12 protein-coding genes are annotated in these 16,154 nt (G+C 39.5%); 4 read left to right on the top strand and 8 right to left on the bottom strand.

What is annotated here, in order from left to right; translation table 11 throughout:
• Positions 1–253: 253 nt before the first annotated feature.
• A complete protein-coding gene (locus ACMZOO_RS18295) occupies positions 254–1,567 on the top strand; it encodes an RICIN domain-containing protein (protein ID WP_440906680.1) in 1,314 nt (437 codons plus the stop codon).
• Between the two features lie 17 nt (positions 1,568–1,584).
• Here the strand turns inward: ACMZOO_RS18295 and ACMZOO_RS18300 are convergent, their stop codons facing one another.
• Positions 1,585–2,640 (bottom strand): hypothetical protein, encoded by a 1,056-nt coding sequence (locus tag ACMZOO_RS18300; protein ID WP_440906681.1) that lies wholly within the window; start codon positions 2,638–2,640, stop codon positions 1,585–1,587.
• A gap of 387 nt (positions 2,641–3,027) precedes the next feature.
• Between ACMZOO_RS18300 and ACMZOO_RS18305 the strand changes: the two genes are divergently transcribed.
• The gene (locus ACMZOO_RS18305; RefSeq protein ID WP_440906682.1) at positions 3,028–3,822 is read left to right on the top strand and encodes an IclR family transcriptional regulator; all 795 of its coding nucleotides are present in this window, start codon (positions 3,028–3,030) and stop codon (positions 3,820–3,822) included.
• 75 nt (positions 3,823–3,897) lie between these two features.
• Here ACMZOO_RS18305 and ACMZOO_RS18310 read toward each other — a convergent pair whose 3' ends face one another.
• The 5 genes from ACMZOO_RS18310 to ACMZOO_RS18330 form a co-directional block, all read right to left on the bottom strand.
• Entirely contained in the window at positions 3,898–5,529 is a 1,632-nt protein-coding gene (locus tag ACMZOO_RS18310; RefSeq protein WP_440906683.1) for an MFS transporter, read from the bottom strand.
• A gap of 517 nt (positions 5,530–6,046) precedes the next feature.
• Entirely contained in the window at positions 6,047–6,322 is a 276-nt protein-coding gene (locus tag ACMZOO_RS18315) for a helix-turn-helix domain-containing protein (protein WP_440906684.1), read from the bottom strand.
• A complete protein-coding gene (locus tag ACMZOO_RS18320; RefSeq protein ID WP_440906685.1) occupies positions 6,319–7,668 on the bottom strand; it encodes a type II toxin-antitoxin system HipA family toxin in 1,350 nt (449 codons plus the stop codon). Before ACMZOO_RS18320 ends, ACMZOO_RS18315 begins: the two co-directional genes overlap by 4 nt.
• A 198-nt stretch (positions 7,669–7,866) precedes the next feature.
• Entirely contained in the window at positions 7,867–8,844 is a 978-nt protein-coding gene (locus tag ACMZOO_RS18325; protein WP_440906686.1) for a DUF1186 domain-containing protein, read from the bottom strand.
• A 67-nt stretch (positions 8,845–8,911) separates the two neighbouring features.
• A complete protein-coding gene (locus ACMZOO_RS18330; RefSeq protein ID WP_440906687.1) occupies positions 8,912–9,460 on the bottom strand; it encodes a TrmH family RNA methyltransferase in 549 nt (182 codons plus the stop codon).
• 369 nt (positions 9,461–9,829) lie between these two features.
• Here ACMZOO_RS18330 and ACMZOO_RS18335 point away from each other — a divergent pair, with 369 nt between their 5' ends.
• Both ACMZOO_RS18335 and ACMZOO_RS18340 read left to right on the top strand, forming a co-directional pair.
• Complete coding sequence (locus tag ACMZOO_RS18335; RefSeq protein ID WP_440906335.1) at positions 9,830–10,084, top strand: AbrB/MazE/SpoVT family DNA-binding domain-containing protein; 255 nt, start codon at positions 9,830–9,832, stop codon at positions 10,082–10,084.
• Positions 10,084–10,437 carry a type II toxin-antitoxin system PemK/MazF family toxin gene (locus tag ACMZOO_RS18340; protein ID WP_440906336.1) on the top strand — a complete coding sequence of 118 codons (354 nt, stop codon included), beginning with the start codon at positions 10,084–10,086 and terminating at the stop codon, positions 10,435–10,437. Before ACMZOO_RS18335 ends, ACMZOO_RS18340 begins: the two co-directional genes overlap by 1 nt.
• A gap of 54 nt (positions 10,438–10,491) precedes the next feature.
• Here the strand turns inward: ACMZOO_RS18340 and ACMZOO_RS18345 are convergent, their stop codons facing one another.
• Together ACMZOO_RS18345 and ACMZOO_RS18350 are read right to left on the bottom strand one after the other, a co-directional pair.
• Positions 10,492–12,966, bottom strand: coding sequence for a ThuA domain-containing protein (locus ACMZOO_RS18345; protein ID WP_440906337.1), 2,475 nt, complete (start codon positions 12,964–12,966; stop codon positions 10,492–10,494).
• Between the two features lie 159 nt (positions 12,967–13,125).
• Complete coding sequence (locus tag ACMZOO_RS18350) at positions 13,126–16,131, bottom strand: TonB-dependent receptor (protein ID WP_440906338.1); 3,006 nt, start codon at positions 16,129–16,131, stop codon at positions 13,126–13,128.
• Between the last annotated feature and the right edge of the window lie 23 nt (positions 16,132–16,154).

A 16,154-nucleotide genomic window follows, 5' to 3' on the forward strand; every position in this document is an offset into this window, starting at 1 on the left:
TGAGCAATTAGCAGGGACGCTTTTTTTTACTCACACTTAAGTTTCATTATCATTTCTCATTTCTCATTTCTCATTTCTCATTTCTCTTTTCTTAGCTAAATATGTTTCCTCATTAACACGTCAAATAAATGTAACATTACCAATGCTTATTATTTATTTTTGTTATTTGTTGTTGGTTAATTGTTTACAATGTGTGTTGTGGTGTGTAATTATACTGGTGCAGTAATCACACAAACTTAATAGGAAATCAGTTATGCGAAAGAAAATAGCCTTATACGCTTCTCTTACACTTTCATGCACCAACGTTTTAGCAGCAGATTGGGATGGTGTACCGATTCCGGCACCAGCGGGTCAAAATAAAACTTGGCAAATACAATCTGTTTCAGATGATTTTAACTACACAGCTTCAGCCAATAATAAACCATCCGCTTTTACCAGCCGTTGGAATGACAGCTATATTAATGCGTGGTTAGGGCCTGGTGATACAGAATTTAGTGCAGGTCATTCGTATACTAACTCCGGTAAATTAGCTTTGCAGGCCGCTGAAAAAACAGGTACAGACAAAGTATACGCAGGTATTATTTCTTCAAAACAAACATTTACTTATCCGCTTTATATTGAAGCGCGCGCAAAATCAACTAACAATACTATGGCGAATGCCGTGTGGATGTTAAGTGCTGATTCAACTCAAGAATTAGATGCAATGGAAGCTTACGGTAGTGATAGACCTGGCCAAGAATGGTTTGATCGCCGCATGCACGTAAGCCACCACGTATTTATTCGCGAACCATTCCAAGACTACCAGCCCAAAGACGCTGGTTCATGGGTATACAATGAGCAAGAACCATGGCGTGTTGCATATCATAACTATGGTATGCATTGGAAAGATCCTTGGAATGTTGATTATTACATTGATGGTGTTTTAGTTAGAAGTGTCTCTGGCCCTCAAATGATTGATCCAAATAACTTCACCAACGGCACAGGTATCAACAAACCATTACATATTATTATTGATATGGAACATCAAGACTGGCGCGATGTTAAACCAACTTCTGCTGAGCTAGCTGATCCTGCAAAAAGTATTTTTTATGTAGATTGGATCAGGGTCTACAAACCTGTTGATTCAGGTGCTTCAGCGCCTACGCCACCTACAGGTGCCACTTCTTTACAGGCGAGACATAGCAGTAAATGTTTAGACTTATCAGCTGGTAATTCGGCCGATGGCACTAACATGCAGCAGTGGGGTTGTAGTGCAACCAATACTAACCAAGATATTACTTTTGTGGCTAAAGGTGATGGTTATTATGAGTTGAAAACTAAACACAACAAATGTATTGATGTTGCAGGTAAAGAAACAACTAATGGTGCTAACCTTGTGCAGTGGAGTTGTTACAACGGTACTAACCAGCAGTTTAAATTGCTTGATAAAGGTAACGGTTGGTTTCAATTACAAGCAAAACACAGTGGAAAATGTTTAGAAGTCGCCAACTCTGCTACCACCAATGGTGCAAATGTGCAGCAGTGGGCTTGTGGTAATGGCAATAACCAGCAATGGAAGTTCCAATAAGCTAATTCTACCCGCAATCAGTTAATTGGTTGCGGGTTTATTTCTAAAGAATTCGCCCAATCAGTAGCAGCTTCTTCATCTATTTCTCGCCACTTTTGTATAACTACCTTAGCAATGTCAGCTTGGCTATTTGCTGGGATAGCATCAAATTTATCAACTAGCCATAATACATCTTGATTAGCGATATTTTGCGCTACATTCAATAACAAGTGTTGCTGCATGTTAGGTTCTGTTTCATTTAACGCCATTTGCCAAGCAAATTGATTATTTTGTGGCTCCGCTACCGCCAAATCTAAAATAGTGGTTAACGCCGCGGCACGCTCGGTTGAGTTTTCTATGGTTTTTGCCCAAGTTAAAGCCGAATTTAAATCTTGTTTAGCTGCTGCATGTGCGTAACGCGCAAGCAGTTTAGTCTTTTGCGGGTTTTCTGGCATTAACTCTAAATAATACAAGGCTTCGGAAGGTTGTAGCTCTAACAGGTTTAATACCAGATTATTTACCACAGTATGATACATATCTGAGCGCTCGCGTCCGTCAATCCAAGCTAAAACCGCGTTGTAATCTTGCTGTGCCCAATCAACTAGAATGTTGTCCATTACTTGTGTTTTTAATTGTGGATTGGATAGGCTTTCAGCTAACGACAAAATCGATGTTTGGTTATTGGCACTGGCACCAACATAAGCAGATACAAATAAATCAAACTTAAGGTTTTCTTCTAGTGTTTGTGAGTCAAGCCAAGCTAACACTGAATTTAAATTATTTGAACTTGCAGCACTGATCACGTCATAAATTAAATAACTCGAAATTTCAGTAGGCTGAGCCACTAAATGAGTCAAAGCTGAATGTAAATCTAACGCAGCCCAAGCTTGGTATAAAGCCATTAAGTGTTCAATTGATGGTGGTTTTTCTGCGGATATTAGCGCTAGACAAGTTTTAATTGTTTGTGGGTTATCAAGTTGCAAAGCTTTGTCGTCACATTGTGCAGTATTTTTTAGCGAATCTGCGATTTGGACTCTGTTTAGCTCAGCCGACATTCCAGCATCCGCCCGTGAAATTTCGCTATTTGTCGGCACTCTTGTTTCTTCTACGGAATTGGGTGGCTGCCTTAATAGAAAAGACAGCAAGCCTACAATGCAAACAAGAGTTATGGGTAGAGCGAGAACAACAGCTTTCATAACCTACTCACAAATTTAGTGAACTTAGTATTGGCCATAATTGACACAGTTTGTCTGAATTTAACAAAATAGGGCAAAATGCTTTGCCCTATAAAAGATGCACCGCCATTGCTGAATGGTTGTGCCGCCAGAAAAGTTTTAGTTTTATATTATACAATTTTAGCTTAATGTTATTCACTCTTTTTGTAAACAATAAACATTTTAAATGTAAGCATGAATTGGCTCTAAGCTTTAAAGCTCCTATGTTAATATAAGCGCCAAATAATATGCTTGAGGGCAACAACTTTGACAGCAGTTGAAAGCAAGACTGGCAGTAGCAGCAAAACAAATAAGTATGCAGTACCAGCCTTAGACAAAGGCTTGGATATTTTGGAGTACTTAGTTAGCCAAGAGTTACCGAGATCACAAGCTGAAATAGCCCAAGGTGTGGGGCGTAGTGCTAACGAAATTTACCGAGTATTGGTTGGACTTGAAGCGCGCGGATATTTAGTACGTGACGAGTTGTCAGGCCGCTATCAACTGTCGTTAAAGTTGTATAATTTGTCGCGCTCCATTTCGCCAATTGATCAATTGCGTCAAGTTGCTTTGCCACAAATGGAAGACTTAGCTGTGCGTATTGGGCAATCTTGTTATTTGAGCATGCTTTATCAAAGCCAAACTATGGTCATTATCCAAGCACGCAGCCAAGTTCCTGTGTCAGTTAACATAGCTGAAGGTTCATTATTTCCAACTATGACAACAACCTCAGGTAAAGTATTGTTGGCCAATAGTAATGACGAAGTACGCGATATGATTTTACAGCGTGAAAAAAGCTTTTCTAAACTGACTAAATCAAACCAAAATAACTTATTTGCAGAATTAAATACCATTCGCGCACAAGGTTATTTGTTGGCAGATAACTCAATTACTGACGGTATTTGTGACGTCGCAGTACTGATTGGAGAGCCAGAAGGCAAAGTGGTTGCTGCGTTAGCGGTATCAGTATTAAAAAATAAAACTGACCAAACAAGCAGTATGCTAGATATTAAAAATGAATTGGTAATCACGGCAGGTAAAATTGCTAAACAGCTTGGCTACTAATTTACAGAGCTAAAGAGGTGTGTAGCCGCCTTTAGTGCGGCAAACAAACAAATTTAAAAGGCAGCTACACGAAAACTAATTAAACGAATTGGCTTGTTTAATATTTGAATTTTTTGTTTGTGGCTCGTCGTTTTCTGCTGAAATTAAATCTTCAATTTCTTCAATTGTTTTGCCTTTAGTTTCTGGGGTTATTTTCGCCATAATCGCTAAACCAGCTATACAAAAGCCCGCATATGCAAAAAAGGTTAAACTCGCGCCCAAATTCTCAATTTGCCAAGGAAAGAAAGTCGGAACAATAATGCCACCAAATATGGTCGCAACTAAGGCACTTGAGGTAATCGCCACTGCACGCACTTTAGTTGGGAAGATCTCGGAAAACAAAATCCACAAAATAGGCCCAAGTGAAAAGTTATATGCACATACAAAGGTGATGATCCCCAATAAGACCAATTCGCCAGGCATATCTGTGGTGAGTAACAACAAATCTGATTCTAACAATGAGAATTGGCTTTGGCCGATTAAGTTAATTACCGCTGCTTTAAATTCGATATCGCTATAGAAAGCTTGGTCAAGCATAGGTTGTAAGAGTTGGCTGTTGAACTGTGGATGCGTTAACGCTAACTGTTCAATTGTACTGCTTTCAATAAGGTAGACTGCGTTAAAAAAGCCATAAGCGACTAAACTTAAACTAACAACACAAGTAAACAAACCACCCAGTAATATCTTGCGACGACCTAACTTATCAATTAATACCAGGGCTAACACGGTAAACACAGTACCAATTAAGCTCACCCAAATTGATTGTAAAAATGCCGAGTCACCACCACCAACTTGTTGGAATATCATAGGCATAAACGCCAAAATTGCATTCATACCAGATAAAGATTGAATAATGGCCATAAATACACCTATTAATAAAGCTAGGCGCATGCTCTTGCTAAACAGGCATTTTATCTGCTCTATGTAACTTAGGCTGTGCTCTGTAGTATTTAAATGCTGTTTGATTTGTTTATATTCAGCGTCTACTTCGGCTGCTGGAACTAGCTTTTTAATAACATCAAGCGATTGTTGTTTTTTGTTGTTCAGCATCAACCAGCGAGGGCTTTCTGGAATAATTGTTAATAATGCTAACCAAATTAACGCTGGCAAAATTTCTAAGCCCAACATCCAGCGCCATACGTTACCTTCATTTAAACCAATAGAGCTTGCCCATTCGCTTTGCGTGCCAACAGTTTGCACTAGGTAATAATTTAAAATTGTAGCTGCAAGAATACCAAATACTATATTTAACTGATTTAAACCAACTAGTTTGCCACGCATTTTAGCTGGGGCGATTTCACCTATATACATTGAAGCTAAACTGAGCGAGGTAAATGCAAGTCCACCGATTAAGCGGGCGAAAAATAACCAAAAGTAACTGGGCGCAAATGCTGAGCCTATAGCTGAAATTACGTACAGACCCGCTATTATCATTAAGGTTTTTTTGCGGCCAAGGCGTTCACAAAAATAACCAGCAACTAATAATGCTAATAAAGCGCCATAATTTGGCGCTGCGGCAATGTTGCCTTTTTCAATTGCGGATAAACCAAACTCAACCGTGGTATATTGAAAGGTGCCAGAAATTAACATGATATCCAGGCCAAAAATAAAGCCGCCTATTGAAACAATAAAAGCGTAAAACAAAGCGTTTCTTTCAGGTTGTGACATTCTTAACATTCTCTTAAATGACTCTTTGCAATATAAACCAAACTGTATAACAAGGCCAAAGTATCATAGATAAAGTTTCTTTGGAATCTTTTTAATGTTTATTGTATACAATTTGTGTTTTTGGGTCACTAATAACCTCTTCCAGCTAAATAGTTAAACTGTTACTAAATAGAGGTTAAATTTCCAACAAAAAATTGACTGTTAAACAAACGGAAACTAAGCAATGGCGACTGAATTTTAAATGTTAGTTAATGGTGAGCTTGTTGGCGCCGAAACGACTTTCCTGTAGTCGATGTTTTTCCACTGGCGTGAAAAATCAATGCCACGTTTCCTCGAAACTTTCTCTGTTGATGGGGTGAAGCAAGATGGTGGCTCGGTAGATCACTAACCAGCTTAGCTAAACTGTTTGTTTGCCAAAGGGCCAACTGCGAAAGCACTGGCCTTTTTTTGTTTGCCCAGTTAAGCTGGCAAACCCGTCAGATTGAAAGAAATCTGAATCACCCTGATTATCTGCAAGTTATTTAAGCTTCACTCCCATTGTCATACCCATTGGTTTTAACACTTTGTTGAGTGTCTGTAATGACGGATTGCCAGTATCTGTTTCAATTTGTTGTATGCTTCTACGGCTAATTTTTATTAATTCTGCATAATTCGTTTGGGTTAAATGCGTTAATTGCTTTCTAAATTGAGTAACCGCCTCTCCCAATGATATTTCATTATTTTCAAGTTGCTGCAGTATTTCATTTCGAATCGCTTCACGTTGGCTTGGTGTTAAATTAGTTGGTTTACTCATACGCTAGCCACCCATTTTTCATGTTTAATCTTCCAATGTCTAAAATGATTCTTAGGGTGTTCGATAATGCTAATAGGACAACCTGCATCAACCAACATCTCAGGTAGGCTCTCAAATTTGCTCATCGCTTCGATAAAAGCTGCTGTTAATATTGTTTCGTCACACGCGATCTCCTGCTGTGCACAGTATTGAGCTAAAGAATGAATTATTTTTTTCCATTGGTATTCACCGCCTGATTCATACTGACTGCCCCAAGTAATGGTTCTTCTTATATCTTCAGGGTCAACTCGCATCGGTGCAAAATCATAAATAGGGGATAGCTCTATTTTATTGTCTGACTTTAGCAAAGAGCTATTGCGTGCATGATTGTCTGCATTGCCAAACATCACATTCAGTACATCTCGTTCAAACCATTGGCAAACAAATAACGCTTCGTCAAACTCTGTATCTGTGTCGGTTATTGATTGTCGGATGTTATTAATCGTTTTGCTTATAACCTCAAAATGATTTAATGGTGCGCCAGATGAGCCTTGAATTGTTGAAAGAATACTTTCTAAACCATAGTGCGCTTCCTGCCCATCGTCGAACTTCAAATCAAACCTAGGTAACCATAAAGACGGCATATTAACGCCTTCTTCTAGCTTCATGTTCAGAATATCTATTGTGTTGTAGCCTGCACGGCTTAATACTTGGTAGTAACTGTATTCTGCTCGTAATATATCTTTATCTATATCTGTACGAGCACCACGTGGAAATTTAATTAAGTAAGCTTTGTCTGGCAAGTTTGTATTTTGGAAGCAGTCAATCCATACCTGATTATTATCATTCACTCTTAGTAGTAACTTAGGTGCTTCGCCACCTGCGCCAGTTGCGCCCCCTGTTAATGCGCCTCTTTCGTGGGCGTAACTTAAAAAGTCCGAATCCCGATTAATAACATCTTCGATAGGGAAGTACTGCGTAATTATATTTGCGTTGAGCTTTTCAACGGCTGATTTGATTCTTAAGTTGCCAACAGGAGAAATAGCGCCTTGCGTTAATAAAGCAAACTCAAGATCATCAGCTTGTTTTATTTCGTCAATTTCTAGCCACTTTCTTCTAGCTGCACCAGCAGGAATGATATCGTCGATAAATCCTAGTAATTTATCTTCATTATAAATATCAAAAGTTACCGGATAGTTTACACCGCAGGCTTTAGACGATATATCGGCATAGTAAGCACTTTGGTGTTGCTGCATGTATGCAAATTTGTTGGTTGAGTGGATGATCTTTTGGTTACCAATAAACTCAACTTGGCAAATGGTCTGCCAAGTTCCATTTACATGCATTTCAACGTCTACAGTTTTCATAGTCAGCCCTACTACAATATGTGTAGCGCAGTATAATACGCATTTACTTATTACTCCATGGTTTTAAGCTTACTATAATGCGCTTTTACTGTCTTTTGTTTTTCCTTTGCGTTTTATAATGCGCTTTTTGTAGATGAGTTTGTATACTTAGATATGGGAAACCTGTTTCTATTTAAAAAACACAGGACTTGTGTTGATTCAATGCAAACAACATTTTTTATATTTTTTGCCGCTACCACATGGGCAAGGATCATTCCGGCCAACTTTGGCGGTTAAACTGCTAACAGGCACACTGTTTTGCAAAATGTATTCTTCACCAAATAAAGTATTGCTACGCAACTCGCTGGTTGCTTGCGCCATCAGTTGGGTTATTTCGTCATCCATTTGCTGTTGGTGAGGCTGTTGCTGAGCGCCGTCGTCAGTTAAATTGTCAGGTGTATGCCAAGTAGCAAAAATTTCTGCTAAGTTGAATTCCGTATAAATTAAGCCGGATTCTATTTGTTTAACACCATTGGCATGATCCCATGCTTTAATCTCTTCTTTTGGAGCGCGATCTTCATCAAAAACATCTTTACTGCACAGGGCAATAAACTCGTTTTTAAATTCGTCTAGTTGGTAATCAATACATGATGTTGCTAAAACGCTGAGCAAATAACGATTGGTTAAGCTCAGATTTGTTAAAAAGGTAGTTTTCCAGTAAGACACATACTCAAACAGTTGAGATCTGGAAACTGCACCAGCTTCATATTGGGCAAATACCACCTCAATAGCCGAACCTTTGCCATACATAGCCAAGTGACTATCTAAAATGTAGTCGGATAATATTTCGGGGTTTCCGTCGGCTAAAATATAAAATACGCTTGGGATCAATTCTGTCAGCGTATCGCCAAAAACACTTTCAATTGGGGTTAAAAAGGTGTCTTGGCAGGAAAATAGTTCAAGCACTTTATCTAGCGCTTGGTTATGTTTCATTTCCGCAAGTAAAAAGGTGCCATAAAATAAAGTACTTTGTTGTTTTGTGGTTAACAGAGCAGGATCTGTAATAAAAACATCAATTGTATTAAGGATCTCAGGGCACACTAAAGACCATTGTGCTTTTGCTTGATTGATACCATCTATTGGCAAAGAGTCGTTATCTGTACTTGCTAAGGCGTTTAAAATTTGTTCTAAGTTCATCTGTTTAGTTTAGTGTGCACTCATGCGCCGGATTATAACCTATTGCGCGCACCGCTGCAGTGTTGGATTAGAGCCTGTCGTGTTTGAAAGATTTTACATGCCTGTCGTACATCACAATCGAGCTACACACACCCACATTTAACGAATTACCCATAGCTATTTTTACAAAATCTAAATGGGCTGTGTGTTTATTGCCAGCTAAATGCTCCGCTGGTATATCTTTGTTTAACTCAGCAAAATGCTGTTTTATGCTGTTAAGTTCATTCTGGCTAAAACCTTTTAACTCTGGGCCAAAGATGTAAGTGGCGTTTTCTGGGTGTTGATAGCTTTCTAAGTATTTAGCTTGCTCTTCCATTTCAACCACAACCAAAGTCGTTTTAGCGGGTAAGTGTTTTAAGAAATCTTCAAGCGTTGCAAAATACAAAACGGTTAAGTTAGACATACCGTCTTGTGTATCCATTTGGTGGGTAAATTTATGAATATTGCCTTTGTATTTATCGGCAATAAAACCGCCTATTACAATAACTGACGATACTGAAAAATTTTGCCCGCTGCGCATAACAGTGGCTAAATTTTCACGGTTTCTCGGATTCAACAATACAAAATTACACACCATAACTAGTTACGCCCAAAGCAAAAATTTACAACGCCGCGAATTTAACCCCAGCCGATACTAGAATGCAACCTCAGTGGCTTATAACGCAAATTCATTAATCTAGATAGTGTAAAGTATATGATGTTTAAAAAAGGTTAAATGGCGTAGTGGGTTGATTACCAGATTTGACTTCTGTAAAGCGCGAATCTGGTATTTTTTTATCAATGAAATTGGCGTGATAACTTGGTATTTTGTTTTGTTTCTAGAGAGCTGATAATAAATGTTATGTTAAATTATTGGTTGGGTCGTAGTTATAACAAAGTTGACACTAGCAATGGGCAGCGTACAATCAATCATGTTATAACAATGTGATTACTAATGAGGTGTGATATGCGCACTCAAGTCCGAAAAATTGGCAATAGTCTCGGCAATATAATTCCAGCCGCTTTTATCAAACAACTTGGTTTAGCTGAAGGTTCTGACATTGAGGTTAAAGCCGATGGTAAAAAAATTATTATCGAACCAATTAAACGCCCGAAAAAACGCTTTCCCTTCAGTGAACAAGAGCTATTAAATGGTTTGGATGCTCACACTGCTCATGCTGATGAACTTGCGTCCGTATCGGATAAGGAATTGGGTGATTAATGGCTGAGTATGTGCCTAAACGCAACGAAATTATTTGGCTGGATTTTGAGCCAGTGAAAGGTAAAGAAATCGGCAAGTACCGACCTGCATTAGTCCTTTCAAGTAAAGAATACAATCAGCAAACTGGCTTGCTGATTTGCTGCCCGATTAGTACCAGTATTCGAGGTCAAGCCACCGAAGTTCCGGTAAATAACCTAGATAAACCAAGTGTTGTTGCTTCAAGTTTGATTCAAACACTTTCGTGGAAAGACCGTAAGGCGCAGAAAATTACCACGGCTGAAACTGGTGTAATGCAAGATGTTTTGTTACGACTTGTCCCTTTAATTGGGGCTGAATCTTTATTTGATGAATAGCGAGATGTATAACTGTCTACCAAATTTGCAGACAGTTACACTCTAGGTAGTAAATTATTCCTCTGCTTCAGCCGCAAACGACAATATATATTCAGCGATTAACTCGCGCGTATCTTGAGCGATAAAGTCGTGAGCAGGCATTTGATGAATCCCCCACTGACCCGAACTGCCGGTTGCAATTACTGTGGCAATTTTGTTTTTGCTGTCTTCAACTTGGTTATATTTGTTGGCGACCTTGATAAAACTCGGTCCTACAGAGTCTTGTTTTTCTTGGTGACAACCAATACAACGGTTTTCTTTGGCTGCGTCTTTGCCTTGAGCAATTGCTAATTGGGTTTGATGGTCAACTACTTTGTCGCCAGTTTCTTCCGTTTCCGTTTCCGTTTCCGGTTCTGCGTTTGCTGCGGCTGATTGTGCTGCTTTTAACTCTGCAATTTGTGCGATTATTTGTTCAATTGGTGCATCGCTGTATTCGAAATAACTTAACTTCGAGTCTTTGGCTTCATCAGCCCACCATTTGACTCCGTATTCCAGTAACCATAAACGACCTTTGGCGTCTATTTGCATATCAAGCAATCCAGCAAATTGTGCATGTGGCGCAAAGTCGTCAATTTTTACCACGCGGTCAAATTCGTCTAAAGTGACTACTTTTACCCAGTGGCGCATAAAATCACCTATAAATAACTTTTTAGCAAAATATTCTGGGTAGCTGTATTCATCTCCAGTTGGATAAACACCAGCGGTTAATGAGTTACGTCCACCTTGGCCTAATTCAGGGAATTCTTGTGATGGCCCATATGGGTAATACAGCACAGCAGGCTTGGCTGGTGGCAAGTCTTTTAAGCCTGTATTGCGTGGTGAAAAATTATGTGGCGCAAGTGGGTTAAATAACGAGCCAGATTTTTTCGCAGCATAATCGTACATGCGGTATGACTTATTATTGGCGATCATTGTCGGCCAACCAAAGTTACCCGGTTCAGTTACTTTATTTATTTCACAATAACCACGTGGGCCAAATTCATTACTGTCTTCGCGAGCGTCTGGGCCAACATCACCAAAATAAATTGTGTCTGACTGTTTATCTACCGCCATAGTGTATGGGTTACGTGTACCCATTACGTAAATTTCAGCACGACCTTTTGTGCTATCAGCAAATAAATTGCCTTTAGGAATGGCATAACCACCCTGTTTATTAGGAGTGATGCGTAAAATTTTACCGCGTAAGTCTTGAGTATTACCGGCGGTGCGCAATGCATCATGGTGTAGGCGACCGTCTTCATTTGACATTGGCCCTGTACCGTTCGATTCAAATGGGTTTGAGTTATCCCCTATGGTTATAAATAAGTTACCGTGGCGGTCAAACTCTAAATTGCCACCTGTATGGCAACAGGTATTGTCCATAGGAATATCTAACAATACTTGCTCGCTTTGCATGTCGAGTTTTTTATCGACAACTTTAACCTGAGAGATTCGTTGCAATAAATCATGTTGGCCTGATGTATCAACTATGTCGTACATCAAATAAACCAGTTGGTTTTGTTCAAAGTCTGGGTCGAAAATGGTTGATATAAAACCAAATTCACTTTGTTTGTGGTCTTTTGCATATAGGTCAAGTTCAACCATTATATGCTGTTGGCCTGACTCTATATCCACCCATAATAATTGACCACGACGCAAAGTTATCAATGCTGTGTTTAAGTCTGGCGATAAATCAAAGCTGACTGGTTCAACTAAATCTTCGATCACAGTTTGTTGTTGGAAACGGCGTAAATCCGGTTTTACTTTTGTGTAATCTAATGGTTTGCGTTTGGCCAATACATAGTCCAAACCACCGGATAGATGTTTTAAATAAATTGGATGTTTATAAACTTCGTTGGTATGACCTATACCAGTATAAAATACCCGGCCACCGTCAAATTCGTGATACCAAGCTAATGGATGATATGCACCGTGTAAACCACCTTGGTAACTGCTCTCATCTAAAACTAATAAATCTTTGCGTCTGTCTGACAAATCTTTAAAGTCGTACCACTCATCCGCGATTAGAAACTCTGCGGGTAAGGCTTCAGTTGCAGGGTGCTCTGTATCAACTACTTTAATGCGTGCTTGTTGAACATTTGATGGGTCATTCGGGTGTGATTTAAATACCCCACCTATCATGCGGCGATACCAATACCATTGGCCTTCGTGCTCAGTATCGGTTGCTGCATGTATTCCAACAAAACCGCCACCTGCTTGCATATATCTTTCAAGCGCTAATTGACCATCATCGTCTAACACATCGCCTGTGGTATTTACAAATACGACAGCCGCCATTTGTTTTAATGTTTGTTCGTTAAAAATATTGGAATCTTCACTTGTGACAACTTTTAAACCTTTTTGTTTAGCCAGTTTGCTCACTGCATCAACGCCGGTGGCAATTGAGTCGTGTCGCCAGCCGGTTGTTTTCGAAAAAATTAAAATAGTGTTGAGTTTATTTTCTGGCTCAGCAGCCGTTTTTTCTGCTTTGTCGCCGCATGCTAGTAACATTCAGCCTGCAACTACAGCCAATAATATTAGTTTTTTGAATTTCACTTTTTAAACCCACAGCAACAGAAAGTATTAATTCAATTTACATTTTATTTGCAAATTATCCAATAGATAAACTCGTTGAAAAGTAGGACAAAATCGGCGTGATATTTGATGGGGCTAATAATTGAATCTAAAACCAAGCGAATAATACCGCCCTTCATCGCGCACATCCTGCGGATAAAAAAGGTGCTCGCCGTAATAATTATAATTTCGAAATGGTTTAGCTAAGATATTGCTGATAGCGATATTCAAAAACCACTTGTCTGTTAATTTGTAGCGCGCAGAAAAATCGAGTTTGGATTGCGGCGCTATTTTGTTGCCAGCAAAATACTCGTTACTTTCTGCTGAATACCAAGCTATTTGTTCACCTGTGTATTGATATTGTAACTGCGCTTGTAACTCTTCACTTTTATAAAAAAGCGCCATACTACCAACCCAGTCTGCTAATCCTTCTGCTTGGCGAACCACAGTGGCGTCTTGCAAATGTTCACGCATAAAACCAGCTTGATAAGTAGCATTGGCATTCAGCCCAAAATGCTGCCAAAAACTCGGTAAAAACCAAAACTGAGTTTTGCCACCTAACTCAAATCCTTTAATCCAAGCTTTTGCTGCATTGGTGGGTTTAAATACTTCAACTAAACCTATTTGCTCAACTAACTGCAATTGGTTTTGCTGACGAATAAAATCATCAACATCTCGATAAAAAATATCTGCGTGTACATAAGCAGGTTCAACAAAATAGTATTCAAGCGTTAAATCTGTATTAATCGAACTAACAGCTTTTAATTTGATATCACCTGCTGTTGCGTATGCATCTATACCTTCAGCTAAATTTCCGGGATCAACATTCAGTACTTGGGTGAAATTAATGGTTGAATTTAACAATTCAAAAGATGGCCGACTCAAAGTTTTAATTGCGCCAAAGCGAACAATTAGATTGTCGGTTAAATTACTTTTAATGTTTAAACTCGGTAAATAATGGTTATAACTATTTTGAAAACTGTTTGTGTTGGAAGAATTTGCTGGCTGGTTGAATGCTAGCGTATACACGCTTAACTCTGTTTCGGTTCTAACCAGTCTTACGCCTAAATTGATATCAAAAGAAATCTTCTCTAAATCAACAGCATATTGTTGTTGCCCGTACCAGGCATAAGTCTGCTCAGAGGCAGCAAAATAGCTTGCAGGGTTGCTACTAATATCACTGTTTTGCCAAGTTAATAACTGCCCTTGGGCAATTTCGTCACCTTCCGTAATTAACTGCTCAAGCCCATCAATTGCCGTGTTTGTTAGCTGGGTTGTTTGCTTAATGATACTTTGCCGAGTGGGTACCATATATTGCTGAAAATTTGAATTTAGCTTGCGGTACGGTTTGTCGGTTAAGGTGAAATCTAAAAAGTCTAACTCGACAAGTGGGCGCTGCAAATTTAATAAACCAGCATATCTGTTGCCGTATTCTCTGTGTGCTTGTCTTGAACTGTAGCGAACACCGCTTTTTACTGCTTGCAGATATTTTCCATTGGCGCTGTAATTTGCATCTAACCGCCACTGCACACCTTGGCTATCCGCTTGATATTTTGCTTGGAAATAACCACGCAGCAGATATTGTTCTGCATCCCAAGTTTGGAAATTATCAACTTGAATACGTGGTTGCTGCTTGGCAAAAAAATCCACGTCAAGCTGCTTGGGCGCTGCAAATGAGCTATCCAAACTCCATTCACGCAAATCATATTTGCTGTCGGTATAGGCTAATTCTGTTTGCCATTGAATGGCGTCCATTTGCCAAGATGCCCCAACTGCATATTGGTCTGTATTGGTTTTACCAACTTGCGCTGAGCGATAACTCCAGGCCGGTCGCCCGGCTGTTTTTTCAACTTGAGAGACTTGTTGGTTTTCCGAATTTCCGACAAATTCAACTTGGTCAAAACTTGGCTCGCCAAATGTTTCATCACTATCGGTTAAATGAAAGATTATATTGTCGAATAAATGTTGGTTGGCATATCTTTGCTGCAAAATATCTAAGTGAATTTGCAGCTGATTTGTCGGTTGCCATTGTAACGCAGCAACTAAAGAATCGCGCTGGCGTTCACCAGCATTAGCATATAAACCCACTTGTGCAGGCATCACATAACCTTCAGTGGTTGTTGGAAACCAACCCGCGTTGTAACTTACGCCATTTTGATAATTGCTAAAATTGTGCGAAAGGCTAGTTAATAAACCAAATTGGCCGAAATCACTTTGCCATTTGTCGCTATAAAACAAATTACTGATATGCGAAATCTTGTCATTTTGATCATTATATTTGCCAGTTAAACCAACAGAAAATCGCCCTGCTTCTAGCTCGAATGGCCGCAAAGTTTGCACATTTAATAAACCTGAATGACCTGATTCGACTTTATCTGCGGTCGCTGACTTATGTACTTCAACACTCGAAATCACTTGGGTTGGGAAATCACGTAAACTGCCGCGGCGTTGCTGCGCTGTGAAAAATTCGCGGCCGTTATATGTGGTGGTAAAGTCCGCAAACCCACGAATTTGCACATTAACCACTTCGTCATTTAAGCGAGTTACTTGAATACCTGGCACTCTAGCTAAACTCTCAGCTACCGTGATATCAACCAAAGGAATTAAATCATCTACCACTAAAGCATCAACTATGCTTTTAGCGTGCAGTTTAATTTCTTTTGCTTGAATAGTTGCAGGGCGGCGGCCGTCCACTTTAATGACTTCTGTTTGCGCGAGATTGGTTGTAACTTGCTCCAATGCACTGTTATTGATTGGCGGATTATCCGGCGTTTGTTGTTTGTTTAGTGTGGTAATTTTAATGCCTTGCACACTTACATTCGCAACAAGTCCTGTGTCTAGCAGCATATAATCAAGCGCTTGTAGCAGAGTAAAATAACCATAAATTGCGTTGGCTTGAAAGTGTTTGATTTGATCGTACGAGTAAATCAACACAGTATCAGTTTGATGAGCGAGTTGATTTAATAAGGTTGGCGCGTCACCACGGGGGATTTTCAAGTAATGAACTTGCGCTAGGCGATCTTTATTGTCTGCTGGTTGGGCAGTGGCTGGTGTCAAACCAGGCGCCAAAGCCAGCACTAAAGCGAATAAAAGATATTTCATGAATATCTTAGCTATAATCGCGA

This window comes from Catenovulum sp. SX2, from assembly GCF_052056295.1.
In the GTDB taxonomy this organism is placed as follows: Bacteria; Pseudomonadota; Gammaproteobacteria; order Enterobacterales; family Alteromonadaceae; genus Catenovulum.